Below are 25924 nucleotides of genomic sequence, written 5' to 3' on the forward strand. Positions count from 1 at the left end.
ATCAGATCACCCGCTCTTCCTTTGTTTTTAGCCGCTACGCGTATCTCGTAGCGGCCATTTCCCACATACAGCCCCACCTTTCCTGCATGAGTCAGCAGCTGTCGGCGTGCCATCCACAGGCTCGATAGGGCGAACAACGTCATCAACTGCGCGGTGTTCTTGGTAAGGCCACGGAAACGTGTCTTCATATGATCGAACTGGCGCTTGAGCACCGAAAACGGGTGATGCCGTGCCTTAGCTTTTTTGATCTTGCGATTGTTTTTGTACAAGACGCTGTGTCGTGCTGCTGAAAGCACCAACCCTGATTGAAAAGCATGGTGTAGTGCCTTCTTGCTTCAGTGCCAGTATCCACTCTGGTTGCTCGTGCCATGAACACTCGGTTTTCCTGCGTAGGCTGTGGCAAGTGCTGCCACGACCACCTCACCGAAGCCCGCGCCTGGGCGGCCGATGGCGGCCAGGTGATCGCCTTCCTGGGCAATGGCCTGAGTTTGCCGGAGCAACAGCGAGAACATGCCCAGCGCCGTTCCTGTCGTGTGCCCAGCGGCACCACCGATGCCTATGTAGCGATCACCTTCGCGGCCTATAACGTCGGCCCCTGCCGGAATCTTGACGAAGACCAACTATGCCGCATCTATGAACGTCGGCCGTTGGTGTGCCGTATCTACCCCATGGAGATCAACCCACACATTCCTCTGGCCCCCACGGCCAAGGATTGCCCGCCGGAATCCTGGGAACAGGGCCCGCAGTTGATCCTCGGCGGGCAACTGGTGGATGAGGAACTGGCCGGGCTGATCCAGCGCTCGCGCCAGGCCGACCGTGATGACATCCAGCTCAAGCAGGCCATCTGCGCCCGCCTGGGCATGTGTACCACGGCGCTTGAAGAGCAATGGTTTTACCGCCTATCTGCCGGGCACGGGCGAGCCTGCTCGGCAGTGGATAATGCTCTGCCCCAATTACGGGTGGGTCTCCAGTTTTAGGCGTGGCTCAACGCTGTGTAGGCAAGATGCAAGGAGTTTACTTGATTTTGTCTACATCCTCTTTGCGTACGATTTTTCTGAATTCTGAGGTGACCTCAAATGATAACGACCAAGTATAAAAAATAGAGGAGGGATTCTTGTCCAGCGCGTCAGACAATCATCGACCCATCTGAATGATGGTCTGCATGATACTGGCCTGGGTGGAGATGGTCTTGGCGTTCGCCTGATAGTTGCTCTGGGCCTTGATCAGGTTCACCAGTTCGTTGGTCAGGTTGACGTTGGATTCTTCCAGGGCGTTGGATTGGATTGAACCCAAGGTGCCAGTCCTCGGTGCATCATAACCCGGGGTACCCGAAGCGTAGGTTTCTTTCCACTGGGTGCCGCCTACCGGCTGCAGGCCTTGCTCGTTGGTGAAGCTGGCCAGGGATATCTGGCCGATTGCCTTGGTCTGCTCGTTACTGAAGTTGGCCTGCAGGACACCGCTACCATCGATCGTCAGGTTGGTGATCTGTCCAGTGGAATAGCCATTCTGCACGATCACCGAGCGGTTGCTGTCACCGAGTACCGAACCGGTCTTGGTCATGTCGATGCTGACTCCGCCCGGAGCAGCCTTGGCGCCGTTAGGGGTGAAAACGCCGTTGGTCACAGTACCTGGTGTCCAGGCTGTAGCCGACATGACAAGTTTGTTACCACTCACAGTGAATGGGCTTACGCCAGGTGAAGCCGGGGGCGTGATGGAAGCCAGCTTGCCCGAGGAGTCGAAGTTGATGGTGATCGGCGACTGCATCGGGTTGTTGTAGGCGCTCCCGTTCGGATTGACACCGTCGACCAGGGTATAGGTCTGCCACTGGTTAGGACCGGTCTTGATCATGTACTGGTCCATGACGTGCTTGTTGCCCTGGGTGTCATAGATCGGGGTACTGAACTGCTTGGTATAGGTAGTGTTATCGGTAGGGTTGAACTTGTAGGTCGCGGCCGTGGTGTCGATGACATCGGCGCTGGAGTTCAGGTTGATGGTCGAGGAGATCGCATCGGTTGGCTTTGGCGGCAAGTTCGAGGTATCGATCCGCAGGTCGGTCAGCACGCCATTGATGATCTTGCCGTTGGCATCCACGCCATAGCCCTGCAGGCGGGCAGTGCCATCACTGTTGGTGATGTAGCCTTCCTTGTCGGTCTTGAAGGTGCCGGCACGGGTATAGGACAGCGAACCGTTGGTGCTCAGCACGAAGAAGCCCTGACCCTGAATGCCCATGTCCAGCACGTTACCAGTGTTGTTGATATCACCGTTTCTGAACTGCTGGGAAACGTTGGCCAGACGTACGCCGTTGCCCACCACCTGGGTACCGCTGCCCAACTTGGTGGCCGAATACACGTCGGTGAACTCTGTCCGGGACGATTTGAAGCCGGTGGTCGCCGCGTTGGCGATGTTGTTGCCGGTCACATCCAGTTGTTTGCTGGCAGCGTAGAGGCCACTAAGGCCGATATTAAAAGACATATTCCACTCCTTTTGCCGCTAGCCGGCTCTAAATACCAATAGTTTGAATTTTGGACAGCCCGATCGGGTTGCTCATGCCTGCCAGGTTCAGCATCAACTCACCACCGGTCTGGCTGATGGTGACGCTGTTGACCGTGGCCGGCAGGTAGGTGACCAAGGCAGTACCCTTGCCATCGATAGTCGTGCTGGCCTTGAAGCTGTAGTTGCCCGGCGCGGCCTTGGTCCCGTCGGTCTTGGTGCCATCCCAGACAAAACTGGCGTTGCCAGCCTTCTGGCTGCCCATGTCGATAGTTTTGACGGTGTTGCCGTCCTTGTCGGTGATGGTCAGGGTCACCGAGTTGACGCTGGCCGGGATCATCACCGACCCCGTCATGCTCTTGGTTGTGTCAACCTGAGTAGTACCGCTCTGGACAATCACCGAGCGCCCCACCAGGGAAGACGCCTGCAAGGCCTGGGAGGACTTGTAGTTGCCTGCGATAGAGTTCACCGATTCATTGAGGGTAGTAATCCCCTCCAGGGTCGAGAACTGCGCCAATTGGGCAACGAATGCACTGTTTTCCTGTGGGTTCAACGGATTCTGGTTTTTCAGCTGGGTCACCAGCAATTTGAGGAACGCATCCTTGCCCAGGCCCTTCTTGCCAGTGGCACTGTTGGTCGCCGCGGCAATGCCATCGGCACTGGTATTCGCGGTTTTCTTCGACGAATTGGCCAACACATCCTTGAGGGATGGGGCGGTAGTGGTATCAGTAACGCTCATCGAATTCGCCCCTTATCACTGACCGAGGGTCAGGACCTTCTGCATCATGGTTTTGGCGGTATTCATCATTTCAGCGTTGGTCTGGAACGAGCGACTGGCAGAAATCATGTCGGCCATCTCTTCCACCACATTGACGTTGGGGTAATAGACATACCCCTTGGCGTCGGCAGCCGGATGATTGGGCTCGTAACGGGGCTCGAGATTGCTTTGGTCCTCCACCACGCCCAGCACCTGTACCCCTTGGCCGGCGGCATCCTGGTTCTGGAACAGCGAGCCACTGCCACCGCCCTGGGCGTTCTGGAACATGGTGGCGAACACCGGGTGACGAGCGCGATAGGTCTGGTCGATGCTCGACGACACGCTCTCGGCGTTGGCGATGTTACTGGCAACGGTGTTCAGACGAGTGGTCTGGGCGCTCATGCCACTACCGGCAATATTGAAAACACTGGCAAGGGACATGGATTACTCTCCGCGCAGGGCTGCAACCAGCCCTTTGAATTTGCTGTTGAGCAGCGTGAAGCTGGCCTGGAAGTCCACCGAGTTCTGCGCATAGTTCGACTGCTCGAGCTGGGCATCCACAGTGTTCTGGTCGATCGAGGGCTGCATCGGCGTGCGATATTGCAACGACTCGTCGCCCTGGCTCAGCCCCTGGGCTTCGATGTGTCGGTTATTGGTCAGGTTCAAGGCAAAGCTGCCGTTCTTGGTCTTGTCGACCTGATCGGCGAGCACAGCTGAGAAGTCCAGGTCCCGAGCCTTGTAGTTAGGGGTATCGGCGTTGGCAATGTTGTTGGCCAGCACCTCGGCGCGCCTGGCGCGAAAGCCAAGAGCCTGTTCGTGGATACCGAGCGCTTTATCGAAGCTGATGCTCATGTCGGGAAACCTTTGGGAAACCTGATTTTTCGTTACCCTGAACTGAGCAAACTACGTGCCAAGCCAATAAACCCCCATTTTTCGGGGGCTTTCCCGGTAGTGACAAAGCGGCAAATGCCAGAAAAGCGGCAACGGATTTCCGCGAAGCGCCGGCAAAGCGGCAATAGTCCTGCCGCCCCGGTATAGCGCTGGTAGGTAGCAGAACAACTGTGCGAGCATTTCCCGAAGATTACCCAATTGATGCACGACTGTGAGGATGAAGTACCGACCGTGGGCTTGTTTGTCGAGAGTCCCGGATTGCGCCACTGCCTGTCCGGGCGCGGGCGTGAGCTGGTGGATGGCCTGGGCGTGCAGCGCGTCGCTGTTCTGCGCGGTGTTGCGCTGGTAGCCGGCCATGTTGTTCGAGGGGCGCAACGCGGAAGCCGTAAGGCGTTGGTCAAGGCAGTCCGAACTTGCGGGCTGGCAGGAGCATGTGCAATAGCTGACAGGTGCGCTGGACGATCCAGAACGCCTGTTGCTGATCGCCGAGCTGCTTGACGGCCCTGTGGGCATGCTGCGCTACGATCGCCAGGGAGAAGCGGCCGAAGTGTCGACCTACCTGTTTGACGGGCGATTCGGTCAGGGCTGGCGCCCAAGCACTATGAGGCGTTGCTCGGGCGGCGCGCGCGCCAGGCGCTGAAACGTGGCACCGCGCTGGATTGGACGCTCGTCGAATAAGCCTTTATCCGGGTGATTCGGTCCAATGGCGTGACCTATAGGTCATAACGTGCATCTTCACTGTAATGTATGGCTCGGGAAGATGGCGCCAGCCTTGCGTGACAGCCCTTGGTTCTTCCCGATAACGCTATGCTCGCGGAATGATCCGTGTTTTTTCGGCAGCCCCTGCCAGGTGACTGAGCGGGGGTATTGAGCTGTTTATTATTGGGAAGCCGTAATGATTGGCATAAAAAGCATTGCGAGCTACGTGCCTGTAGCCGGCCTGGATAACTACGCACAAGGTGCAAAATTCGGCAAGGATGAAGAATTCATCCTGGGCAAGATCGGATCGGCCTTCCTGCCTCGCAAAGAGGCCGCCCAAGAAACTTCCGACCTGTGCGTCGAAGCAGTCAATGCATTGTTCGCCAACAACCCCGAACTCAAGCGCGAAGCCATTGACGTGCTGATCGTGGTCACCCAGAACGGCGACGAGGAGGGCTTGCCCCATACCGCGGCGATCGTTCAGGACAAGCTGGGCCTTTCAACCAGCGTGGCGGCCTTCGATATTTCCCTGGGCTGCTCCGGGTATGTCTACGGCATCTATGCCATCAAGGGCTTCATGGAGGCCGCCGGGCTGAAAAATGGCCTGCTGGTGACTGCCGACCCTTATTCGAAGATCGTCGATCCCGAGGATCGCAACACCACCATGTTGTTCGGTGATGCGGCGACCGCCACCTGGTTGGGTGAGGATGCGCCCTGGCAGTTGGGCAAGGCCAAGTTCGGCACCGATGGCTCCGGAGCTGCACACTTGAAGGTGTCCGATGGTGTGTTCTTCATGAATGGCCGCCAGGTGTTCAACTTCGCCCTGCTCAAGGTCCCGGCCCACCTGCACGAACTGCTGGGTGAGTCAGGCTTGCAGCCTGAGGATATCGATGCCTTCTGCATCCACCAGGGCAGTGCCGCCATCGTTGACGCCGTGGCCCGGCGTTTCGAGGACAATCCTGAGAAATTCATCAAGGACATGGTGGAAACCGGCAATACTGTGTCTTCGAGCATCCCGCTGCTGTTGGAGAAGCATATGTTCGACTCCAACTGGAAGCGCGTGGCCCTGAGCGGCTTCGGTGTTGGCCTGTCCTGGGGGGCGGCGATCATCTACCGCGCGTGACGATCTGCTCACGGTAATGAATGGGGCGCTCAAGCCATGGTCTTGAGCGCTTTTTTTGCATTACTCAAAGGCGAGGCAGCATGAGCGACTGCTTTGAACATAACGCCCGGGTACTGAGAGAGCGCTGGCCGGCGCTGCAGACCCGGATCGAGGCTGAGGATGGCGCCGCCCTGCAGGCGGACCTGGTGCAAGGACTGGGGTCGACCCTGAGCATTTCCGGCATCCAGTTGACCAGTCGCCATGACCGTACCCTGGAGGCTCGGCAACAGGCGGCCAGCTTGCCCCAGGAGGCGGTGCTGCATTTGTATGGAACGGGGCTTGGCGACCTGCAGTTGGAGTTATTGGCCAGGCCATCCCTTGAGCGCCTTTATGTGCATATTCTCAACGGTGCCGTGTTCAAGTTGGTGCTGCAGCTGCTGGAGCAGGACGGCTGGCTGGCCGACCCGCGGGTGGAGTTGCTGTACGCCGGTGACTTGCGCGAGATCCAGTTGCCGTTCTTCGCCCTGCCGGCCGAGCTGGTGCTGGCGGACGATCACAGCGCGAAGATTCGTGACCGGCTGATCAGCGAGACCCACCTGGCCTTCAATAACCGACTGTTCAGTGAAGATGTGGAGCAGCTCCAGGAGCGGCTTGTGGCCGTGGAACCGTGGGTCGCGATCGATCCTGATGTCGCCCAGCTGCTCGATACCTGTGTGGGGCGAGAGGTTTTCGTCATCGCTACCGGGCCGAGCCTGGAGCAGCACTTTGGTGCATTGCGTGCCTTGGTCGGCCAGGCGCACAGGCCGCTGTTGATGTGTGTCGATACGGCCTATATGCCGCTGCGCAGGAATGGCATCCGGCCGGATCTGGTGGTGAGCATCGACCAGCGGATCTCCACTCGGCATCTACCGCCCCCAGGACAGTGAGGGGGCGACCCTGGTCTATATGCCCCTGGCCGATCCGCAGGTGCTCGAAGGCTGGCAGGGGCCGCGTTACGTCGGCTACTCAGCCAGCGATGTGTTCCAGGTGCTGCGCCAGCGCCTGCCTCGCGCGCAGCTGCACTCTGGCGGCAGCGTGATTCATCCGGCGGTAGACCTGGCAGTGAGGATGGGCGGCAAGCGCATCACGCTATTCAGTGCGGATTTTGCTTTTGCGCTAAACCGTACCCATGCCGGCTGGGAGGATGGAGATCTGGGGTCACAGCTGGGCGTGGCCAGGCATTGGGTGCTCGATGGTCACGGGCAGCGAGTGAGGACCCAGCTCAATTTTTGCAGTTACCTCTGCGAGTTGGAGCGATACATCGAGGCTCGGCCTGATGTTGCTTTCTTCAATACCAGCCGTAGTGGCGCGATGATCGCCGGTACCACCTTTCATGGAGACTATGTCCAATGAAGCCGCTTGAGCCGTTGTTGGCCCGCGCTCGGGCGGTTGCGAGGCTGTTTCGCCTGGGGTGCGATGTCGAGGCGGCGGGGCATGATCGACCTGTTCGAGTCGGTGCAGGCGCGGGTGGATACCGCACCGGGGGCGTTTCAGCAGGACTGGGCGCGGCTGTTGGGGGGGGGCGATGCTGGCGTGCCAGGGCGCGCAGGACTGGCTGGGGCTCGCCGACTATCTGGAATATGAGCTGGTGGATTGGCTGCAGGAGGGGGGCGCCGATTGAATGTGTGCCTTGTCGGGCAAGGTTTTCTGGCGTCAGTTTTTCGTTGGGTAGGGGTTTAAGCCCTTGTATTTAAAGGGGTGGCAGGGTGATGGCAAATATTTTTGAAAAAGCCCTAAAGCAACTTGCATCCGCGACGATAACTATTACGAAGGTTCTCTAGGCCATTACCCGGCGGTTGCCAGGGCCGGAAGCCACAGTACCCAACCCACGAGGAATTCGTCATGGCTTTAACAGTAAACACTAACGTTACATCGCTGATGGTTCAGAGAAACCTGAACCGCGCTTCCGACGCTCTGTCGACTGCGATGAGTCGTCTGTCTTCCGGCCTGAAGATCAACAGTGCAAAAGACGACGCTGCTGGCTTGCAGATCGCTACCCGTATGACTTCGCAGATCCGTGGTCAGAATATGGCGATCAAGAACGCTAGTGACGGCATCTCCATTGCCCAAACCGCTGAAGGTGCGATGCAAGAATCCACCAACATCCTGCAGCGTATGCGTGAACTGGCTGTTCAGGCTCGAAACGACTCTAACGGCACAAATGATCGTGTGGCTCTGAACAAAGAGTTCTCTCAGATGTCGGCCGAGCTGACTCGTATCGCCAAATCGACTAACTTGAACGGCAAGAACTTGATTGACGGTAGTGCTGGAACTATGACCTTTCAGGTCGGTTCCAACACCGGTCCAGATAACCAGATTTCCCTCGACCTGACCGCTAAGTTCGACGCTGCCAGTCTAAGTGTTGACAGCGGAACAATTGCCATCACTGGCGACTCCGCTACAATCGAAGGAAACACAAAAAATGCTCTGCAAAAAATCGACGCTGCTCTACAGACAATTAACTCCAGCCGCGCCGACCTCGGTGCTGCCCAGAACCGTCTGACCAGCACCATCTCCAACCTGCAGAACATCAATGAAAACGCCAGTGCTGCACTGGGCCGCGTACAAGATTCCGACTTCGCTGCTGAAACGGCCCAACTGAACAAGCAACAGACTCTGCAACAGGCTTCGACTGCAATTCTGGCTCAGGCCAACCAGCTGCCAAACGCTGTGCTGAAGCTGCTTCAGTAATGGCTGACTGAGCTTTGGCGAGGGTGTGCGCTGGTCGTGCTCTCTCGCCTTTTTACTTTAAGAGGTGGTGGGCATGGATATGAGTGTGAAGCTGAACTTGTCTTATCCCGTGGCCAAGCTCGCGGCGCCTGTCGCTGACCACCCAGTGGAAAGGTCTCTAGACCGTGTTCCTGCTGTGGCTGATCCAATCGTGCATACACAGGAAAGCAGTAAGGAGGCTCAATTCGAGCGGGAAAAAGTAAAGATGGCCGTGCAGGAAATCGAGAGGTTCGTCCAGTCGGTCAAGCGTAACCTGGAGTTCTCCATCGACGAGCCCTCCGGAAAAGTTGTAGTCAAAGTGATTGCCAGTGACTCGGGGGAAGTGGTTCGCCAGATTCCCAACGAAGAAGTGCTGAGGTTGGCAAACAGTTTGAACGATGCCAGCAGCCTGCTGTTCAGTGCCAAAGTTTGATAGTTGGCATGAATATTGTTCTTGTTCTTTTGGGCACCCTAGATGCCAAAAGACTGGCGGCACACTGAAGGGAGATACACATGGCAAGTCCAATTCTACCGAGTATCGGTCTGGGTTCCGGTGTCGATATCGGCGCCATCGTCAAGAGATTGGTAGAGGCTGACAAAGTAGCTAAGCAGAGCCAAATCGATCGGGCAACTGGAATCAACAGCGCGAGCATCTCGGGTATCGGAGCTTTGAAGTCGTTGCTGTCGACCTTTCAAGGCACCCTCTCGGCTACCGGGCTGGGCAGTGCCGTCAATCCAGCTTTTAAGGGGTTTGTTGCGACCTCCAGTGATACCAAATTCGTGGATGCTACGACTACCAATGCTGCAGTTTCTGGGAAGTATCAAATCCATGTCTCGCAACTGGCGACGGCATCGAAAGTGGCCAGTGGCGCTTTTTCCGGAGGGGCGTCCAGTGTGATTCCCCCCGGTACCTTGAATATCACTCAGAATGGCAAGAGCTATTCGCTGACGGTAGGTGCCAATGCGACCTTGCAGTCGGTGCGTGATTCGATCAACGCCGATTCCAAGCTGTCCTCGGCGGGGATCAGTGCCAACATCGTTACCGATTCTTTTGGTTCGCGATTGGTTATTGGTTCGGATGAGACCGGGGCTGGTTCCGATATCTCCACTAGCGGTATTGCTGGGCTGGAGATTGATGGTACTAAGGTGATGCCGAAGGGGGATGGCACCGATCCTATGACGGCTTCTGCCTCCGGCGCCATTGGCGGTGTGGCTAAGGATGCAATGTTCACTGTCGACGGTATGCCGCTGACGAGCAAGAGTAATACGACCTCGCAAGCTATTTCTGGTTTGAAGTTAAATCTGGTGGCAGCGATGACTGAGAGTACGGCTTCAGTCACGGTTGAAGTGAAAAGTAATACTGACGGTCTCAAGACCTCCATCCAGAAATTCGTTGATGCCTATAATGCTGTCGTCAATGGAATCACAACCCTGACTAAGCCGACCCCAGGGGTTGCTGGCAAGCCTTCAGTGCCTGCCCAGTTGACCGGTGATCCGCTACCGCGTTCGATCCTGGCGGCGATTCGCGCACCGCTCTCGGAGGTGGGATCGGGAGACAGGCTGACCGTGTTGGCGCAGTTGGGGGTCACGACCAACCCGAAGACCGGTGCTCTGGATTTCGATGACAAGAAGTTCACGGCGGCCATGAACGACAAGAAGCTGGGGGGGGAGGTTCAGAAGCTGTTCACCGGCGATAGTGCTGTTCCTGGCTCGGGTTTGTTGGATCGTATGGCTACTGCGATTAAGCCATTTACCGAGGGTGTTGACACCGCTGAGGGGGTTTTGACCGCTCGTGCTAAGAACCTTGACTTGGCCAAGAAGAAACTCGAAGGGCAGCAGGCTGCCTTGGATCGTCGTGTGGAAACACTAACCGCGGTGCTGACCAAGAAGTACAACAATATGGATGCCTTGGTTGGCAAGTTGAGGGCCACGGGTAACAGGATCACTTCGATGTTCGAGGCAATGAACGCGCAGAAGAGAGGCTGATTACAGCCTGCGCCAAAAGCCCGGCAGCGTTTTCCAACGCTCCGGGCTTTTGCGTTTTGCCTAAAGTTTTTTGACGTTGCGTCGATACGCTGTTTATACAAACCCTTGAGTTTTGAAGAGGTACCACATGAATCCGATGTTAGCCCTTCGCCAGTACCAAAAGGTGGGTGGGCAGGCGCAGACCTCCGAGGCTAGCCCGCATCGCCTGGTGCAGATGCTGATGGAAGGTGGCCTGGATCGTATCGCTCAGGCCAAGGGGGCAATAGAGCGCAAGGATGTTGCCAACAAGGGCGTGTTCATCAACAAGGCTATCGGTATCATCGGTGGCTTGCGCGAAGGCCTGGACCTGGAAAACTCCATGGACACCCTGGGGGGGCTGGACGGTCTGTACATTTATATGATGAAGCGTTTGGTCGAGGCTAACATCAAGAGCGATCCTGCGATTCTCGATGAGGTCGCCAACCTGCTGCGTACGGTCAAAGAGGGCTGGGATGCGATCGCCGCCCAGGGTCCCCAGTTTTAAGGAGAAACACCATGAGTGCAGTCCTGCAACGCATTGAAGAAACTCGCGTGGCCCTGGTCGATGCCTTGGCCGAGCGCAATTGGCAAGCCATCGGTGAGTTGGACTTGGCCTGCCGTTCGTGCATGGAGGACGTGCTTAGCGAAGCCGAGGTCGACGAGGCGGCCCTGAAGGGCAATCTGGAGGAGTTGATGGGGGTCTATCAGCAACTGCTGGAAGTGGCGACTGGCGAGCGCCAAGCGATATTCGACGAGATGTCGCAGATCCACCAAGCACAGAGCGCAGCAAAGGTTTACCATTTGTTCGGTTAATGTCGAGTTGAACCGAACACTGCGCGCCATAAATTTGACTGTGCACGCTTTTTTGACTTAACTAGTGGCTGTTTTCAGATTTCAGGCGTCTATGAGGGCAGAAAATGCCTTCAAGTGCGTCTAGCTTGCCCCCCTCTTTTTTTGGGCATTGAGTTGACTAGGGAAGTTGCTATTGCATGTGGCGTGAAACCAAAATTCTGCTGATCGATGACGATAGCGTCCGCCGCCGCGACCTGGCGGTGATTTTAAATTTTCTCGGCGAAGAAAATTTACCCTGCGGTAGCCATGACTGGCAGCAGGCTGTCGACTCTTTGTCGTCCAGTCGTGAAGTTATTTGCGTCCTCATCGGGACCGTAAATGCTCCTGGCGCAGTTCCGGGCTTGTTAAAGACACTCTCGACCTGGGATGAGTTCCTTCCGGTTCTGCTGATGGGTGAAAATTCCTCTGTTGATCTTCCCGAAGATCAGCGTCGTCGGGTGCTGTCCACCCTGGAAATGCCGCCTAGCTACAGCAAGCTGCTCGACTCGCTGCATCGGGCTCAGGTCTATCGTGAGATGTACGACCAGGCGCGTGAGCGCGGGCGTCATCGCGAACCCAATCTGTTTCGTAGCCTGGTCGGCACCAGCCGAGCGATCCAACACGTCCGGCAGATGATGCAGCAGGTGGCGGATACCGACGCCAGCGTGCTGATCCTTGGCGAGTCGGGTACCGGCAAGGAAGTGGTTGCACGCAACTTGCACTATCACTCCAAGCGCCGCGACGCGCCTTTCGTGCCGGTCAATTGCGGGGCGATTCCTGCCGAGTTGCTGGAAAGCGAGCTGTTTGGCCATGAAAAAGGCGCATTCACCGGGGCGATTACCAGCCGTGCCGGGCGTTTCGAGCTGGCCAATGGCGGAACGCTGTTCCTCGATGAAATTGGCGACATGCCGTTGCCGATGCAGGTCAAGCTCTTGCGTGTGCTGCAGGAGCGGACCTTCGAGCGCGTGGGTAGCAACAAGACCCAGGGCGTGGATGTGCGCATCATCGCTGCGACCCACAAGAACCTGGAAAGCATGATCGAGGTCGGCAGTTTCCGTGAGGACCTGTACTACCGCCTCAATGTGTTCCCTATCGAGATGGCCCCGCTGCGTGAGCGGGTGGAAGACATTCCACTGCTGATGAACGAGCTGATTTCGCGAATGGAGCACGAGAAGCGCGGTTCGATTCGCTTCAATTCCGCCGCCATCATGTCCTTGTGCCGTCATGGCTGGCCGGGCAACGTCCGCGAGCTGGCCAACCTGGTAGAGCGCATGGCGATCATGCACCCCTATGGGGTGATCGGCGTGGTCGAGTTGCCGAAGAAATTCCGCTACGTCGACGATGAAGACGAGCAGATGGTCGACAGCCTGCGCAGTGACCTGGAAGAGCGGGTGGCGATCAACGGCCATGCCCCGGACTTTGCTTCCACCGCCATGCTGCCGCCGGAGGGCCTGGATCTGAAGGACTACCTCGGTAGTCTGGAGCAGGGGTTGATCCAGCAGGCGCTGGACGATGCCAATGGCATCGTGGCGCGTGCCGCCGAGCGGTTGCGTATCCGGCGTACCACCCTAGTGGAGAAAATGCGCAAGTACGGCATGAGCCGTCGTGAAGGTGATGAACAGGCGGATGATTGACGCCTGTTTTTCAAGTCATTGAAATATGGGCGGTTTTTTTTAGGCACGGGTATTGCTAAGTCTCTCGTAACGTTCCGTTTAACTGACGGTCAGCCACGCGAGAGAGCCCCATGCCCCAAGCCGCCCAGATGTCTCCTGCTCCCGATACCCAGGGGCAATCGTCGTCCGTAGAGCAGGCAAGCCGGCTGGGTCTTGAGCAGGCCTTTGCCCTGTTCAACCAGGTATCGAGCCAACTTACTGACTCCTACAGCATGCTTGAAGCCCGGGTCACCGAGCTCAAGGGCGAGTTGGCGGTGGTCAGTGCCCAACGCATGCAGGAGCTGGCGGAAAAAGAACGCCTGGCCAATCGCCTGCAGAACCTCCTCGACCTGTTGCCGGGCGGCGTGATCGTGATCGACGGCCATGGCATCGTCAGCGAAGCCAACCCGGCCGCCTGTGATCTCCTGGGCTTGCCCCTGGAAGGGGAGTTGTGGCGCAACGTCATTACCCGCAGTTTCGCTCCGCGCGAAGACGATGGTCATGAGATTTCCCTGCGCGACGGTCGACGGCTGTCCATCTCGACCCGCTCGCTGGATGCAGAACCTGGGCAATTGGTGCTGCTCAACGACCTGACTGAAACCCGCCATTTGCAAGATCAGCTGGCTCGCCATGAGCGTCTGTCCTCCCTGGGCAAAATGGTGGCGTCCCTGGCGCACCAGATCCGTACGCCGCTGTCGGCGGCCTTGTTGTATGCCAGCCATTTGACCGAGCAGGAGCTGCCCGTGAGCACCCAGCAGCGTTTTGCCGGTCGGCTCAAGGAGCGCCTGCATGAGCTCGAGCACCAGGTGCGCGACATGCTGGTGTTCGCCCGTGGCGAGCTGCCGTTGACGGATCGCCTGACGGCCAGTGCCCTATTGCAGTCGTTGCAGGAAGCGGCCGCGCCTCATGTCCAGGAGGCGTCGGTGCGCTGGCAGTGCGATAGCCGCGAAGGCGAGCTGTTGTGCAATCGCGACACCCTGGTGGGGGCCTTGCTCAATCTGATCGAGAATGCGCTCCAGGCCAGTGCCGCAACGGCACGCTTGAAGGTCCACCTGTATCGGCGTGATGACACCTTGCGGTTGTGTATCAGTGACAATGGCAGTGGTATCGACGCTGCCGTGCTGGAGCGCCTGGGGGAGCCGTTTTTCACCACCAAGGCCAATGGAACAGGGCTTGGCCTGACAGTGGTCAAGGCGGTGGCGCGGGCTCATCAGGGAGAATTGTCACTGCGCTCGCGTCCCGGGCGTGGTACTTGCGCACTGGTGACCCTGCCTCTGTTCTCCAGTGCCCATGGAGTGGAGTGAAGGTAATGGCAATCAAGGTTCTACTGGTTGAAGACGATCGCGCCCTGCGTGAAGCACTGGCCGACACCCTGCTGCTGGCGGGGCATGACTACAAGGCGGTCGGTAGCGCCGAAGAGGCATTGACGGCAGTGGCCAGCGAGTCTTTCAGCCTGGTGCTCAGTGACGTCAACATGCCCGGCATGGATGGCCATCAGTTGCTGGGCCTGCTGCGCGCGCGCCAGCCGCAGTTGCCGGTGCTATTGATGACGGCCCACGGCGCAGTCGAGCGTGCCGTGGATGCCATGCGCCAGGGGGCTGCCGATTATCTGGTCAAGCCCTTCGAACCCAGGGCCCTGCTCGATCTGGTGGCGCGTCATGCCCTGGGCTGCTTGGGAGTGAGCGACGATGAAGGTCCGGTCGCCTTCGAGCCGGCCAGCATGCAGTTGCTGGAGCTGGCGAGTCGAGTGGCCCGCAGTGATTCCACGGTGCTGATCTCCGGGGAGTCGGGCACTGGCAAGGAGGTGCTGGCGCGCTACATTCACCAGCATTCGCACCGTGCGAGCCAGCCCTTTATCGCCATCAACTGTGCGGCGATTCCGGACAACATGCTCGAGGCCACTCTGTTCGGGCATGAGAAGGGGGCCTTTACGGGCGCTATCGCAGCCCAGCCGGGCAAGTTCGAGCAGGCCGATGGTGGCACGATCTTGCTCGACGAGATCTCCGAAATGCCCCTCGGCCTGCAGGCCAAGCTGCTGCGGGTCTTGCAGGAGCGTGAAGTGGAGCGGGTCGGCGCGCGCAAGCCCATCAGCCTGGATATCCGCGTAGTGGCCACGACCAACCGCGACCTGGCGGGAGAGGTGGCGGCCGGGCGTTTCCGCGAGGACCTTTATTACCGCTTGTCGGTTTTCCCCCTGGCCTGGCGTCCATTGCGCGAGCGCACTGCCGATATTCTGCCGCTGGCCGAAAGATTGCTGCTCAAGCACGTCAATAAAATGAAGCATGCCGCCGCCAAGCTCTCGGTCGAAGCCCAGGCTTGTCTGTTGACCTACCCCTGGCCGGGTAATGTGCGTGAGTTGGACAACGCATTGCAGCGGGCCCTGATCCTGCAGCAGGGCGGCCTGATTCGCCCTGAGGATTTCTGTCTCGCCGGGCCCGTTGCCTGTGCGCCGTTGCCGGCGCTCACGCCCGTTGGCCAGGCGGCCCGCGATGTGGTGGGGGAGCTGCCTGAGGCACCCCAGGAGTCGGGTGGCCTGGGGGACGATCTGCGGCGGCGGGAGTTCCAGATGATCATCGATACCCTGCGCTCAGAGCGCGGACGGCGTAAGGAGGCGGCGGAGCGCCTGGGCATCAGTCCGCGCACCCTGCGTTACAAATTGGCGCAGATGCGTGACGCCGGCATGGACGTCGAGGCCTATCTGTTCGCTACCTGATGAGAGGTTTACGAAGCCCAGGATGGGCTTTTGTCGAGTTGGGTCATGGAGCTGGCACCCTTGTTGCTAACACCTCACTAACCGCGGAGTGAGCGTCAAAAAAATGCGGGTCGTCAGAGAGAGTAGACCATGAGCCAAGGTATTGAATTTAATCGGTTGATGTTGGATATGCGGGCCATGCAGATGGACGCTATGTCGCAGCCAAAATCCGCCGCAGTAGCAGAGGTCGCCGGCAGCAGTTTCGCCGACCTGCTTGGCCAGGCCGTGAACAAGGTCAACGATACCCAGCAAGCCTCCAATCAGTTGGCCAACGCCTTCGAGATTGGCAAGAGCGGCGTCGATCTGACGGACGTGATGATTTCCTCGCAAAAGGCCAGTGTGTCTTTTCAAGCCTTGACCCAGGTGCGTAACAAGCTGGTTCAAGCGTATCAAGACATCATGCAGATGCCGGTTTAAGGACGAGATTGAGTCATGGCAGAAGCAGTCGCCGATAACGTACCGGCCAAGGCCACACCGCCGGTAGACGGGAAACCGCCGCTGTTCGGTTTGTCGTTCCTGGAAAACCTGTCCCAGATGACCATGCTGCGTCAGGTCGGCCTGTTGGTGGGCCTGGCCGCCAGCGTGGCGATTGGCTTCGCCGTGGTGTTGTGGTCCCAGCAGCCCGATTACCGGCCGCTGTATGGCAGCCTGGCGGGGATGGATGCCAAGCAGGTCATGGATACTCTGGCCTCTGCCGATATTCCCTACACCGTCGAGCCCAACTCCGGAGCCCTGCTGGTCAAGGCCGATGACTTGCCTCGTGCCCGCCTGAAACTGGCCGCCGCCGGCGTAGCGCCGGGTGATGGCAATGTCGGCTTCGAGATCCTCGATAAAGAACAGGGGCTGGGCACCAGCCAGTTCATGGAGGCTACCCGCTACCGCCGTGGTCTGGAAGGCGAACTGGCCCGCACTATTTCCAGCCTGAACAACGTCAAGGGTGCCCGGGTGCACCTGGCCATTCCGAAAAGCTCGGTATTCGTGCGTGATGAACGCAAGCCCAGCGCTTCGGTGTTGGTCGAGCTGTACTCTGGCCGCTCCCTGGAGCCTGGCCAGGTCATGGCTATCGTCAATTTGGTGGCGACCAGCGTTCCCGAGTTAAGCAAGTCCCAGGTCACCGTCGTGGACCAGAAGGGCAACCTGCTTTCCGACCAGGCGGAAAACTCCGCGCTGACCATGGCCGGCAAGCAGTTCGACTACAGCCGCCGCATGGAAAGCATGCTGACCCAGCGGGTGCATAACATCCTGCAGCCGGTGCTGGGTAACGATCGCTACAAGGCTGAAGTCTCGGCCGATGTCGACTTCAGTGCGGTGGAATCCACCTCTGAACAGTTCAACCCCGACCAGCCGGCCTTGCGCAGCGAGCAGTCGGTCAACGAGCAGCGTTCCAGCAGCAATGGCCCGCAAGGCGTTCCCGGTGCCCTGAGCAACCAGCCGCCGTCGCCGGCCTCGGCCCCGCAGACCACCGGTGGCGCCACCGCTGCTGCCGGTATGGTGCAGCCAGGGCAGCCGTTGCTGGATGCCAACGGCCAGCAGATCATGGACCCGGCCACTGGCCAGCCGATGCTCGCGCCTTATCCGTCGGACAAGCGTCAACAATCCACCAAGAACTTCGAACTCGACCGTTCCATCAGTCACACCAAGCAACAGCAGGGCCGCTTGAATCGCCTCTCGGTCGCCGTGGTGGTGGACGACCAGGTCAAGGTCAACCCGGCCAATGGCGAAACTACCCGTGCGCCGTGGAGCGCCGACGAATTGGCGCGCTTCACCCGCCTGGTTCAGGACGCGGTCGGTTTCGATGCCAGCCGTGGTGACAGCGTCAGTGTGATCAACGTGCCGTTCTCCGCCGATCGTGGGGAAGTGGTCGCCGATATTCCGTTCTACTCGCAGCCCTGGTTCTGGGACATCGTCAAGCAAGTGCTGGGCGTGCTGTTCATCCTGGTATTGGTGTTCGGTGTCCTGCGTCCGGTGCTCAACAACATCACCGGCGGCGGCAAAGGCAAGCAACTGGCTGGCCTGGGCAGCGACGTCGAGCTGGGCGGCATGGGCGGCCTGGATGGCGAGTTGGCCAACGACCGTGTCAGCCTCGGTGGTCCGCAAAGCATCCTGCTGCCGAGCCCGAGCGAGGGTTATGACGCTCAGTTGAATGCAATCAAGAGTCTGGTGGCAGAAGACCCGGGTCGAGTGGCCCAGGTCGTGAAAGAGTGGATTAACGCAGATGAGTGATAACCGAGCCGCTACCGCCAAACTGACCCGGGTCGACAAGGCCGCGATCCTGCTGCTGTCCCTGGGGTCTACCGATGCCGCGCAAGTGTTGCGCCACATGGGGCCCAAGGAGGTCCAGCGTGTGGGTGTGGCCATGGCGCAGATGGGTAACGTGCACCGTGAGCAGGTCGAGCAGGTGATGAGCGAGTTCGTCGACATCGTCGGCGACCAGACCAGTCTCGGCGTGGGCTCTGACGATTACGTACGCAAGATGCTCACCCAGGCCCTGGGCGAGGACAAGGCCAACGGCTTGATCGACCGCATCCTGCTGGGCGGCAACACCAGTGGCCTGGACAGTCTGAAGTGGATGGAGCCGCGGGCCGTGGCCGACGTGATCCGCTACGAGCACCCGCAGATCCAGGCGATCGTAGTGGCCTACCTGGATCCGGACCAGGCTGGCGAGGTGCTGGGCAACTTCGACCACAAGGCGCGACTGGACATCATCCTGCGGGTTTCTTCGCTCAACACCGTGCAACCTGCGGCGCTGAAAGAGCTGAACCAGATCCTCGAGAAGCAGTTCTCCGGTAACTCCAACGCTTCGCGTACCACCTTGGGCGGTATCAAGCGCGCCGCCGACATCATGAACTTCCTCGACAGCTCGATCGAAGGCCAGCTGATGGACTCGATCCGCGAAGTGGACGAGGACCTGTCCGGCCAGATCGAGGACTTGATGTTCGTCTTCAACAACCTGGCCGATGTCGACGACCGCGGGATCCAGGCGCTGTTGCGCGAGGTGTCTTCCGATGTGCTGGTGCTGGCCCTCAAGGGGTCGGACGAGGGCGTCAAGGAAAAGATCTTCAAGAACATGTCCAAGCGTGCCGCCGAGTTGCTGCGCGACGACCTGGAAGCCAAGGGTCCGGTGCGCGTCAGCGACGTGGAAACTGCGCAGAAGGAAATCCTCACCATTGCCCGCCGTATGGCCGAAGCCGGAGAGATCGTTCTCGGTGGGAAGGGCGGCGAAGAAATGATCTAAGGTCGCTTTATGTCGTCCAGCAGTGATGAAGCCCAGAGCGGACTGATCCGTGCTCGGGACGTAGAGGGTTTCGATGTCTGGGCGCTGCCCAGCTTCGACCCGGAACCCGAGCCGGAGCCGGAACCCGAGCCCGAGGAGATCGAGGAAGAAATCGAGGAGGTGCCGCTGGAGGAAGTCCAGCCACTGACCCTGGAGGAACTCGAGAGCATTCGCCAGGAAGCCTACAACGAGGGTTTTGCCACCGGTGAACGCGAGGGCTTCCACAGCACCACGCTCAAGGTTCGCCAGGAAGCTGACGTGGCCTTGAATGCCAAGTTGCAGGCGCTCGAATTGCTGATGGGCAATCTGTTCGAGCCAATCGCCGAGCAAGACACCCAGATCGAGAAAACCCTGGTGGACCTGGTCAGGCATGTAGCGCGCCAGGTGATCCAGCGTGAGCTGGCGATGGACTCCAGCCAGATCGAACAGGTCATGCGCGAGGCCCTCAAGCTGCTGCCCCTGGGCGTTGGCAATGTGCGGCTGTATGTCAATCCGCAGGACTTCGAACAGGTCAAGAGCCTGCGCGACCGGCATGAAGAAGACTGGCGCATCGTCGAGGACGAGTCCCTGCTGCCGGGCGGCTGCCGGGTCGAGACCGAGCACAGTCGTATCGATGCCAGCGTCGAGACCCGGATTACCCAGGCCATGGACCAGCTCTTCGATCAATTGCACGAACAATCGCTGCATCCTGCGGCGGCGGACTTGAGCCTGGAGCTCGGGCCGCGTACGCCGGACTTGCCGCAGGCACCAGCTGCCGATCCAGGTGCTGAACAGGATGCCGAGCAGCCTGAGCACACGGACCCTGTCCATGCGCCTTGATCGGACCAGCTTCGGCAAGCGCCTGGGCAGCTACGCCGAGGCCGTCAAGTTGCCGAGCCAGCCGGTCCTCGAGGGACGCCTGCTGCGCATGGTCGGCCTGACCCTGGAGGCTGAAGGCCTGCGAGCCGCCATGGGCACCCGCTGTCTGGTGATCAACGACGACAGTTACCACCCGGTTCAGGTCGAAGCCGAAGTCATGGGTTTCTCCGGGAGCAAGGTGTTCCTGATGCCGGTGGGCAGTGTCGCCGGGATTGCTCCCGGTGCTCGCGTGGTACCGCTGGGCGATACCGGGCGCCTGCCCATGGGCATGAGCATGCTCGGGCGAGTGCTGGACGGTGCCGGTCGGGCCCTGGACGGCAAGGGCGGCATGCGTGCCGAAGACTGGGTGCCGATGGACGGTCCGACCATCAACCCGCTCAATCGCGACCCTATCAGCCAGCCGCTGGATGTGGGTATCCGCAGCATCAACGGTTTATTGACAGTCGGTCGCGGCCAGCGCCTGGGTCTGTTCGCCGGTACGGGCGTGGGCAAGAGTGTGCTGCTGGGCATGATGACCCGCTTCACCGAGGCCGACATCATCGTGGTCGGGCTGATCGGTGAGCGGGGACGCGAGGTCAAGGAGTTCATCGAGCATATCCTCGGCGAAGAGGGGCTCAAGCGCTCGGTGGTGGTGGCATCGCCGGCGGACGACGCACCGCTGATGCGTTTACGCGCGGCGATGTATTGCACGCGGATCGCTGAGTATTTTCGCGACAAGGGCAAGAATGTCCTGTTGCTGATGGATTCGCTGACTCGTTTTGCCCAGGCCCAGCGGGAAATCGCCTTGGCGATCGGCGAGCCTCCGGCGACCAAGGGCTATCCGCCGTCGGTATTCGCCAAGCTGCCCAAGCTGGTGGAGCGCGCGGGCAATGCCGAGGCCGGTGGTGGTTCGATCACGGCGTTCTATACCGTGCTTTCCGAAGGCGACGACCAGCAGGATCCGATCGCCGACTCGGCCCGGGGCGTGCTCGACGGACACATCGTGCTGTCCCGGCGCCTGGCGGAGGAGGGGCACTACCCGGCAATCGATATCGAGGCCTCCATCAGCCGGGTCATGCCGGCGGTGATCAGTGCCGAGAACATGGCGCGCGCCCAGTACTTCAAGCAGTTGTGGTCGCGTTACCAGCAGGCTCGCGATCTGATCAGCGTCGGGGCCTACGTCGCCGGTGGCGATCGCGACACCGATACCGCGATCTCCCTGCATCCGGCGATGGTGGCCTATCTGCGCCAGGGACTGAACGACAACGTCAGCCTGGGCCATAGCCAGACCCATCTGGAAATGTTGTTCTCCCAGATCGCGAGCGGGTAACCGGTCATGGCCGATAGCCGTGCGGCGCGCCTGGCGCCGGTGGTGGACATGGCGGAGAAAGCCGAGCGCACTGCGGTCCAGCGCCTGGAATACTTCAATGGCCAGATGCGGGTCGCCGAAAGCAAGCTGGGTGACCTGGAGCGGTTTCGCAACGACTACCAGGAGCAATGGGTCGAGCGCGGCAAGCTGGGGGTTTCCGGCCACTGGCTGCTCAACTACCAGTACTTCCTCAGTCAGCTGGACACCGCTGTAGCCCAGCAGCGCCAGAGCCTGGCCTGGCACCAGAACAACCTCGACCGCGCCCGTGAGGCCTGGCAGCAGGCCTACGCGCGGGTGGAAGGGTTGCGCAAGCTGGTGCAGCGCTATATCGACGAGGCGCGGGCGCTGGAAGACAAGCGCGAGCAGAAACTGCTGGATGAGCTTTCCCAGCGCCTGCCGCGCCAATCGCCTTATTGAGCGGCGGTTTTTTTCCTGGCAGGTTGTTCGGCTGCCCAGTGGGTGCTAAACCTTCTAGACGTCGCCAATGACAAGGAACCAGTCTCATGTCGGTCGTTACAGAAATATCCCCGGATGGACAGAAACTCACTATTTCGATCAAGGGGCGTTTCGACTTCGGGCGTCACCAGGAATTTCGCGAGTCCTACGAACGACTCAACAAGACGCCGGAATCCATCGTGGTGGATCTCAAGGAGGCCACCTATCTCGACAGCTCGGCCCTGGGCATGTTGCTGCTGCTGCGTGATCACGCCGGTGGCGACAATGCCGACGTCCGGGTGATCAATAGCAACTCGGATGTCCGCAAGATCCTCGCCATCTCCAATTTCGACAAGCTTTTCGATATCAGTTGACTGGCGTGCGGTCGATGACCGAGTCCCTGTGCGTATTGATTGCCGAGGATGGCGCGGCGGACCGTCTGTTGCTGTCGAGCATCGTTCGTCGCCAGGGCCATCGGGTACTGGCCGCGAGCAATGGCCTGGAGGCCCTGGAGTTGTTCCAGGGCCAGCGCCCGCAGATCGTATTGATGGATGCGATGATGCCGGTCATGGACGGATTCGAGGCGGCGCGTCGGATCAAGGCGCTGGCGGGTGAGACCCTGGTGCCCATTATCTTCCTGACCTCCCTGAGCGAGGGCGAGGCGCTGGCTCGTTGCCTGGAGGCCGGAGGCGACGATTTTCTGGCAAAGCCCTATAACCCGGTAATCCTGGCGGCCAAGATCAATGCCATGGACCGCTTGCGCCGTCTGCAGGAAACCGTATTGCAGCAGCGTGACCAGATCACTCGTCACCATGACTACCTGCTCAACGAGCAGCGGGTGGCCAAGGCGGTGTTCGACAAGGTGGCGCATTCCGGCTGCCTGAATGCACCGAACATCCGTTACCTGCAATCGCCCTACGCACTGTTCAACGGCGATCTGCTGCTGGCGGCGTATACCCCGGCGGGGGATATGCACGTGCTGCTGGGGGATTTCACCGGCCATGGCCTGCCGGCTGCCGTCGGGGCGATGCCCCTGGCCGAGGTGTTCTATGGCATGACTGCCAAGGGCTACGGGTTGCCGGAAACCCTGCGGGAGATGAATGCCAAGCTCAAGCGCATCCTGCCGGTGGACATGTTCTGCTGTGCCACGCTGCTGTGCCTGAGTTCCCAGCGGCGGGCGCTGGAAGTGTGGAACGGCGGCATGCCCGAAGGGTATCTGTACAGCCATGCCAGTGGCGCGCGAACGCCCCTGGTGTCCCGGCACCTGCCGCTTGGGGTGCAGGGGGTTGAGGTGTTCGAGGACCGCACCGAGGTCTTTCCCATGGCCCCGGGGGGCCGGGTGTTCCTGCTCTCCGATGGTGTGATCGATACCTGCAATGCCGAGGATGAGTTGTTCGGTGCACAGCGCCTGCAGCAAGTGTTTGCCGCCAACCGCCAGGAGGAGTGCCTGCTGGGGGAGATCCAGCAGGCACTGGAAGACTTTGGCGGCCAGGCCCGGGACGATGTGAGCATGGTCGAGGTCAGCCTGCCGGAGTTCTCCCGCTTGGTGCCCCCGGCCCTGGTCTACTCCGACAGCGGCTTGTCCTGCCCGCTGGATTGGTCGGTGAGCTTCGAGTTTCGTGCCGCCACTCTCAAGCGCTTCAATCCGCTGCCTTATCTGTTGCAACTGCTATTGGAGGTGCATGGCCTGCGTTCCCAGAGCGGGGCGTTGTACAGCGTGTTGGCCGAGTTGTACTCCAATGCGCTGGAGCATGGAGTGCTTAAGCTGGACTCGCAACTCAAGCGTGATGCCCAGGGATTCACTCGCTACTATCGCGAGCGGGCCAGCCGCCTGGAGGAGTTGCGCGAGGGTTTTGTCCGCGTGCATCTGCAGGTCGAGCCCTTGGAGGCGGGAGGGCGCCTGGTGATACGGGTCGAGGACAGTGGCGAAGGATTCGACGTGGCGGCGATCATGGCTCGGCCCAACGATACCGGGCGCTTGTCGGGGCGCGGTGTCAGCCTGATTCGTCAGATGAGCCGCGAGGCACAATGGGCTGACGATGGTCGCAGTGTCCGCGTGGAGTTTTCCTGGGAGGCTCTGGCATAATTTCCTGGTTCTTGATCAAGGAGCGAACAAGTGGCTGAGATTCATCTGGATCACACGGTACTCAACGCGTTGCAGGAGGTCATGGAGGACGAATATCCCGTCCTGCTGGATACTTTTGTCTGCGATTCGGCCGAGCGTGTACGCGTGCTGCATAAGTCCCGGGACAGCATCCAGCTGGTCGCCGCTGCCCATAGCCTCAAGGGCAGCAGTAGCAACATGGGCGCTACACGCCTGGCCGAGCTCTGCCATCAATTGGAGCTGCGAGCCGCGCAGGCGGCTGATGAGGGGGTGCGCCAGTTGGTGGGTGAGATTGATGGCGAGTTCGCTATTGTCCGGCGCTTGTGTGAGCAGGAGCTGCAGCGTTTTCATTGCTGAATGGCGATCCTCGGCCAGTGCTTTGCAGGAGTTGGCCCGTCCTTTGCAGAGAAGTCTCGTACTGTACCTATGATTTCAGTGCAGCGGAGACTGTTCCATGGCTGTTACCCCTAATTCGCTTCTTCAGGCCACCGCCCAGGCCAGCCCTCAATCCAAGGCGCAAGCGGCTGCTGTTGGCCCTCTGGCAAGCGTTGCCCAGCCTGGGGACAAGGCTTCCAGCTTCGCGCAGCTCTACGCCAGCCAATCTCAAGCCAAAGTGCAGAGCAAGCCTCAGGCTGTCGCTGACAACAGCCCGTCACCGGTGCGCGACAAGAGCCCCGACAACACCCCGAAAAGGGACGCTGGCAATGATCAGGCTGCCGCATCGCAGCCAGCGGTTGCCGATAGCGGCAAGGCCTTGCCTGCCGAAAAACCGGCCAGCACCGGCAAAGATGGTGCTGCCAGCGATGACCGCAAGCCAGTCGATACAGCACAGGCCGAGGCGCCGTCCAGCGAGCCCGCGGTGGATCCAAGCCTGCTGCAAGGCCAGCCTGTAGCGCCGGTGGCAGAGCCTGCCCCGGTCCCTGTGCCGCAGCCTCAGGTCGAAGCGGCTCCTGTCCTGGTGCCAGCGCAGGTTGCGGCAGCGGTAGTGCCGGCGCCGGCCGCCGAACCTGCCAAAGAGGCGTTCGATCCCGAGGCCGACCCTCTGGATGCCCTGCCTGCCGTGCGTTTGGCCATGGAGCAAAGCGGCCATGTCTCGGCGTCCAGTCAATCGCAACCCAAGAATGCCTCTAGCACCGCTAACGCCGATGCTCAGTTGGCATCGGCGCCGAATATCGCCAATGGCATGGCCGGCCTGCTCGAGCAGGCTGGCAAGGGCGGTACCGAGCAGGGGGGCGAGAAGGCCTTCAGCGGTCTGATTACCGAAGGCTTGAAGGATCTCAAGGGCGCGTCCAGCGATACTCGCGTGGATGACTTCGCCAACCGCCTGGCGGCCCTGACCCAGGCGGCAACGCCCAAGACAGCCAATGCGGTGCCGGTCAACCAGCCATTGGCCATGCACCAGAGCGGGTGGACCGATGAAGTGGTCAACCGGGTGATGTACCTGTCCAGCGCCAACCTCAAGTCGGCGGATATCCAGTTGCAACCGGCCGAGCTTGGGCGCCTGGATATTCGCGTGCACATGATTCCCGACCAGCAGACCCAGGTGACGTTCATGAGTGCCCATGCGGGTGTGCGTGAAGCCCTGGAAGGGCAGATGCATCGCATGCGCGATATGTTCAGCCAGCAGGGCCTGGGGCAGGTGGACGTCAATGTTTCCGATCAGTCCCGTGGCTGGCAGGGCCAGGAGCAGGCGCAGCAAGAGCAGAACCGCGCCAGCGGCTCCAGCGCCAGTGGCTCGCGCCTGGATGGCGAGCCTGGCGATGACGGGCAGCCTGCATTGGCTGAGGTCTCTGCCCCGGTGCAGAGCGTGATCGGCACGAGTGTCGTGGACTATTACGCCTGACCGGATGACCAGCGGGAGCTTCCTGTGGCAAGGAGGCTCCCGGCGGACATTGCCCCGGCGTCCCGGCTCGCCATTTCTTTCAGCGTCCTGCTGACGGTCTCAGATCTGCATTTCTGACAAATCTGGCATAACACTT

The 25924-nt window shown here is 59.9% G+C and carries 24 protein-coding genes and 4 pseudogenes; 22 read left to right on the forward strand and 6 right to left on the reverse strand.

Translation table 11 applies throughout. The features are described 5' to 3' along the window. Positions 1-68: 68 nt before the first annotated feature. Positions 69-281, reverse strand: a pseudogene (locus ATY02_RS09530) (IS5/IS1182 family transposase); the annotation flags it as partial. A gap of 87 nt (positions 282-368) precedes the next feature. Between ATY02_RS09530 and ATY02_RS09535 the strand changes: the two are divergent. After that, positions 369-909 (forward strand): annotated as a pseudogene (locus tag ATY02_RS09535) (YkgJ family cysteine cluster protein); the annotation flags it as partial. A 225-nt stretch (positions 910-1134) separates the two neighbouring features. Here ATY02_RS09535 and flgE read toward each other — a convergent pair. Genes flgE through ATY02_RS09560 form a run of 5 tightly spaced genes read right to left on the reverse strand, consistent with a single transcriptional unit; the run spans position 1135 to position 4495 of the window. Further along, the gene (flgE, locus tag ATY02_RS09540) at positions 1135-2472 is read right to left on the reverse strand and encodes a flagellar hook protein FlgE (protein WP_068586271.1); all 1338 of its coding nucleotides are present in this window, start codon (positions 2470-2472) and stop codon (positions 1135-1137) included. A gap of 28 nt (positions 2473-2500) precedes the next feature. Then, on the reverse strand, positions 2501-3229 hold the full coding sequence (gene flgD / locus ATY02_RS09545) for a flagellar hook assembly protein FlgD (protein WP_164823636.1): 729 nt from the start codon (positions 3227-3229) through the stop codon (positions 2501-2503). Positions 3230-3244: 15 nt separating this feature from the next. After that, positions 3245-3688, reverse strand: a complete 444-nt coding sequence (gene flgC / locus ATY02_RS09550; protein ID WP_068587379.1) for a flagellar basal body rod protein FlgC — start codon at positions 3686-3688, stop codon at positions 3245-3247. 3 nt (positions 3689-3691) lie between these two features. After that, on the reverse strand, positions 3692-4099 hold the full coding sequence (gene flgB, locus ATY02_RS09555) for a flagellar basal body rod protein FlgB (protein WP_068595672.1): 408 nt from the start codon (positions 4097-4099) through the stop codon (positions 3692-3694). 51 nt (positions 4100-4150) lie between these two features. Further along, a complete protein-coding gene (locus tag ATY02_RS09560; RefSeq protein ID WP_068578584.1) occupies positions 4151-4495 on the reverse strand; it encodes a hypothetical protein in 345 nt (114 codons plus the stop codon). Positions 4496-4705: 210 nt separating this feature from the next. Between ATY02_RS09560 and ATY02_RS09565 the strand changes: the two are divergent. The 21 genes and pseudogenes from ATY02_RS09565 to ATY02_RS09665 form a co-directional block, all read left to right on the forward strand. Continuing rightward, positions 4706-4816 (forward strand): annotated as a pseudogene (locus tag ATY02_RS09565) (SAF domain-containing protein); the annotation flags it as partial. Between the two features lie 217 nt (positions 4817-5033). After that, on the forward strand, positions 5034-5960 hold the full coding sequence (locus ATY02_RS09570; protein WP_068578582.1) for a ketoacyl-ACP synthase III: 927 nt from the start codon (positions 5034-5036) through the stop codon (positions 5958-5960). 80 nt (positions 5961-6040) lie between these two features. Then, positions 6041-7331, forward strand: a pseudogene (locus tag ATY02_RS09575) (motility associated factor glycosyltransferase family protein). A gap of 489 nt (positions 7332-7820) precedes the next feature. Further along, the gene (locus ATY02_RS09580; RefSeq protein ID WP_068578579.1) at positions 7821-8669 is read left to right on the forward strand and encodes a flagellin domain-containing protein; all 849 of its coding nucleotides are present in this window, start codon (positions 7821-7823) and stop codon (positions 8667-8669) included. Positions 8670-8742: 73 nt separating this feature from the next. Next, entirely contained in the window at positions 8743-9120 is a 378-nt protein-coding gene (locus ATY02_RS09585; RefSeq protein ID WP_068578578.1) for a flagellar protein FlaG, read from the forward strand. 80 nt (positions 9121-9200) lie between these two features. Next, positions 9201-10673, forward strand: coding sequence for a flagellar filament capping protein FliD (gene fliD, locus ATY02_RS09590; RefSeq protein WP_068578576.1), 1473 nt, complete (start codon positions 9201-9203; stop codon positions 10671-10673). Positions 10674-10800: 127 nt separating this feature from the next. After that, the gene (fliS, locus tag ATY02_RS09595; RefSeq protein WP_068578574.1) at positions 10801-11196 is read left to right on the forward strand and encodes a flagellar export chaperone FliS; all 396 of its coding nucleotides are present in this window, start codon (positions 10801-10803) and stop codon (positions 11194-11196) included. Between the two features lie 11 nt (positions 11197-11207). Beyond that, on the forward strand, positions 11208-11504 hold the full coding sequence (locus tag ATY02_RS09600; protein WP_068578573.1) for a flagellar assembly protein FliT: 297 nt from the start codon (positions 11208-11210) through the stop codon (positions 11502-11504). Between the two features lie 176 nt (positions 11505-11680). Continuing rightward, positions 11681-13156, forward strand: a complete 1476-nt coding sequence (locus ATY02_RS09605) for a sigma-54 dependent transcriptional regulator (protein WP_068578571.1) — start codon at positions 11681-11683, stop codon at positions 13154-13156. 110 nt (positions 13157-13266) lie between these two features. Beyond that, the gene (locus ATY02_RS09610) at positions 13267-14478 is read left to right on the forward strand and encodes an ATP-binding protein (protein ID WP_068578569.1); all 1212 of its coding nucleotides are present in this window, start codon (positions 13267-13269) and stop codon (positions 14476-14478) included. 5 nt (positions 14479-14483) lie between these two features. Continuing rightward, the gene (locus ATY02_RS09615; RefSeq protein WP_068578567.1) at positions 14484-15887 is read left to right on the forward strand and encodes a sigma-54-dependent transcriptional regulator; all 1404 of its coding nucleotides are present in this window, start codon (positions 14484-14486) and stop codon (positions 15885-15887) included. A gap of 129 nt (positions 15888-16016) precedes the next feature. Continuing rightward, on the forward strand, positions 16017-16343 hold the full coding sequence (gene fliE / locus ATY02_RS09620) for a flagellar hook-basal body complex protein FliE (RefSeq protein WP_068578565.1): 327 nt from the start codon (positions 16017-16019) through the stop codon (positions 16341-16343). A 15-nt stretch (positions 16344-16358) separates the two neighbouring features. Further along, positions 16359-18149 carry a flagellar basal-body MS-ring/collar protein FliF gene (gene fliF, locus ATY02_RS09625; protein WP_068578563.1) on the forward strand — a complete coding sequence of 597 codons (1791 nt, stop codon included), beginning with the start codon at positions 16359-16361 and terminating at the stop codon, positions 18147-18149. Further along, a complete protein-coding gene (fliG, locus tag ATY02_RS09630) occupies positions 18142-19161 on the forward strand; it encodes a flagellar motor switch protein FliG (RefSeq protein WP_011059975.1) in 1020 nt (339 codons plus the stop codon). Before fliF ends, fliG begins: the two co-directional genes overlap by 8 nt. A 9-nt stretch (positions 19162-19170) precedes the next feature. Then, positions 19171-20019: a flagellar assembly protein FliH gene (fliH, locus tag ATY02_RS09635; protein ID WP_068578561.1), complete on the forward strand. Its 849-nt coding sequence runs from the start codon at positions 19171-19173 to the stop codon at positions 20017-20019. Next, positions 20009-21367 (forward strand): flagellar protein export ATPase FliI, encoded by a 1359-nt coding sequence (gene fliI, locus ATY02_RS09640; protein ID WP_068578559.1) that lies wholly within the window; start codon positions 20009-20011, stop codon positions 21365-21367. The genes fliH and fliI overlap by 11 nt, the downstream gene beginning before the upstream one ends. Positions 21368-21373: 6 nt before the next feature. Continuing rightward, a complete protein-coding gene (gene fliJ / locus ATY02_RS09645) occupies positions 21374-21823 on the forward strand; it encodes a flagellar export protein FliJ (protein ID WP_068578557.1) in 450 nt (149 codons plus the stop codon). Positions 21824-21909: 86 nt separating this feature from the next. Further along, on the forward strand, positions 21910-22215 hold the full coding sequence (locus ATY02_RS09650) for an STAS domain-containing protein (RefSeq protein ID WP_022643029.1): 306 nt from the start codon (positions 21910-21912) through the stop codon (positions 22213-22215). Between the two features lie 14 nt (positions 22216-22229). After that, positions 22230-23927, forward strand: a complete 1698-nt coding sequence (locus ATY02_RS09655; protein ID WP_193791195.1) for an ATP-binding SpoIIE family protein phosphatase — start codon at positions 22230-22232, stop codon at positions 23925-23927. Between the two features lie 30 nt (positions 23928-23957). Then, on the forward strand, positions 23958-24302 hold the full coding sequence (locus ATY02_RS09660; protein ID WP_083236063.1) for an Hpt domain-containing protein: 345 nt from the start codon (positions 23958-23960) through the stop codon (positions 24300-24302). A 97-nt stretch (positions 24303-24399) separates the two neighbouring features. Next, entirely contained in the window at positions 24400-25788 is a 1389-nt protein-coding gene (locus tag ATY02_RS09665) for a flagellar hook-length control protein FliK (RefSeq protein WP_068578553.1), read from the forward strand. Positions 25789-25924: the final 136 nt, after the last annotated feature.

Origin of the sequence: Pseudomonas sp. BIOMIG1BAC, assembly GCF_001705995.2 — a bacterium.
GTDB classification, from domain to species: domain Bacteria; phylum Pseudomonadota; class Gammaproteobacteria; order Pseudomonadales; family Pseudomonadaceae; genus Aquipseudomonas; species Aquipseudomonas sessilinigenes.

Coding starts and splice junctions, on each gene's coding strand:
- ATY02_RS09585 (WP_068578578.1), top strand. CDS start 8,743: ATGGATATGAGTGTGAAGCTGAACTTGTCTTATCCCGTGGCCAAGCTC.
- ATY02_RS09655 (WP_193791195.1), top strand. CDS start 22,230: ATGACCGAGTCCCTGTGCGTATTGATTGCCGAGGATGGCGCGGCGGAC.
- fliE (WP_068578565.1), top strand. CDS start 16,017: ATGAGCCAAGGTATTGAATTTAATCGGTTGATGTTGGATATGCGGGCC.
- ATY02_RS09610 (WP_068578569.1), top strand. CDS start 13,267: ATGCCCCAAGCCGCCCAGATGTCTCCTGCTCCCGATACCCAGGGGCAA.
- ATY02_RS09665 (WP_068578553.1), top strand. CDS start 24,400: ATGGCTGTTACCCCTAATTCGCTTCTTCAGGCCACCGCCCAGGCCAGC.
- fliD (WP_068578576.1), top strand. CDS start 9,201: ATGGCAAGTCCAATTCTACCGAGTATCGGTCTGGGTTCCGGTGTCGAT.
- fliS (WP_068578574.1), top strand. CDS start 10,801: ATGAATCCGATGTTAGCCCTTCGCCAGTACCAAAAGGTGGGTGGGCAG.
- ATY02_RS09560 (WP_068578584.1), bottom strand. CDS start 4,495: ATGGCCGGCTACCAGCGCAACACCGCGCAGAACAGCGACGCGCTGCAC.
- ATY02_RS09570 (WP_068578582.1), top strand. CDS start 5,034: ATGATTGGCATAAAAAGCATTGCGAGCTACGTGCCTGTAGCCGGCCTG.
- fliI (WP_068578559.1), top strand. CDS start 20,009: ATGCGCCTTGATCGGACCAGCTTCGGCAAGCGCCTGGGCAGCTACGCC.
- ATY02_RS09605 (WP_068578571.1), top strand. CDS start 11,681: ATGTGGCGTGAAACCAAAATTCTGCTGATCGATGACGATAGCGTCCGC.
- flgC (WP_068587379.1), bottom strand. CDS start 3,688: ATGTCCCTTGCCAGTGTTTTCAATATTGCCGGTAGTGGCATGAGCGCC.
- fliF (WP_068578563.1), top strand. CDS start 16,359: ATGGCAGAAGCAGTCGCCGATAACGTACCGGCCAAGGCCACACCGCCG.
- ATY02_RS09615 (WP_068578567.1), top strand. CDS start 14,484: ATGGCAATCAAGGTTCTACTGGTTGAAGACGATCGCGCCCTGCGTGAA.
- fliJ (WP_068578557.1), top strand. CDS start 21,374: ATGGCCGATAGCCGTGCGGCGCGCCTGGCGCCGGTGGTGGACATGGCG.
- fliG (WP_011059975.1), top strand. CDS start 18,142: ATGAGTGATAACCGAGCCGCTACCGCCAAACTGACCCGGGTCGACAAG.
- flgE (WP_068586271.1), bottom strand. CDS start 2,472: ATGTCTTTTAATATCGGCCTTAGTGGCCTCTACGCTGCCAGCAAACAA.
- flgD (WP_164823636.1), bottom strand. CDS start 3,229: ATGAGCGTTACTGATACCACTACCGCCCCATCCCTCAAGGATGTGTTG.
- ATY02_RS09580 (WP_068578579.1), top strand. CDS start 7,821: ATGGCTTTAACAGTAAACACTAACGTTACATCGCTGATGGTTCAGAGA.
- ATY02_RS09650 (WP_022643029.1), top strand. CDS start 21,910: ATGTCGGTCGTTACAGAAATATCCCCGGATGGACAGAAACTCACTATT.
- ATY02_RS09600 (WP_068578573.1), top strand. CDS start 11,208: ATGAGTGCAGTCCTGCAACGCATTGAAGAAACTCGCGTGGCCCTGGTC.
- fliH (WP_068578561.1), top strand. CDS start 19,171: ATGTCGTCCAGCAGTGATGAAGCCCAGAGCGGACTGATCCGTGCTCGG.
- flgB (WP_068595672.1), bottom strand. CDS start 4,099: ATGAGCATCAGCTTCGATAAAGCGCTCGGTATCCACGAACAGGCTCTT.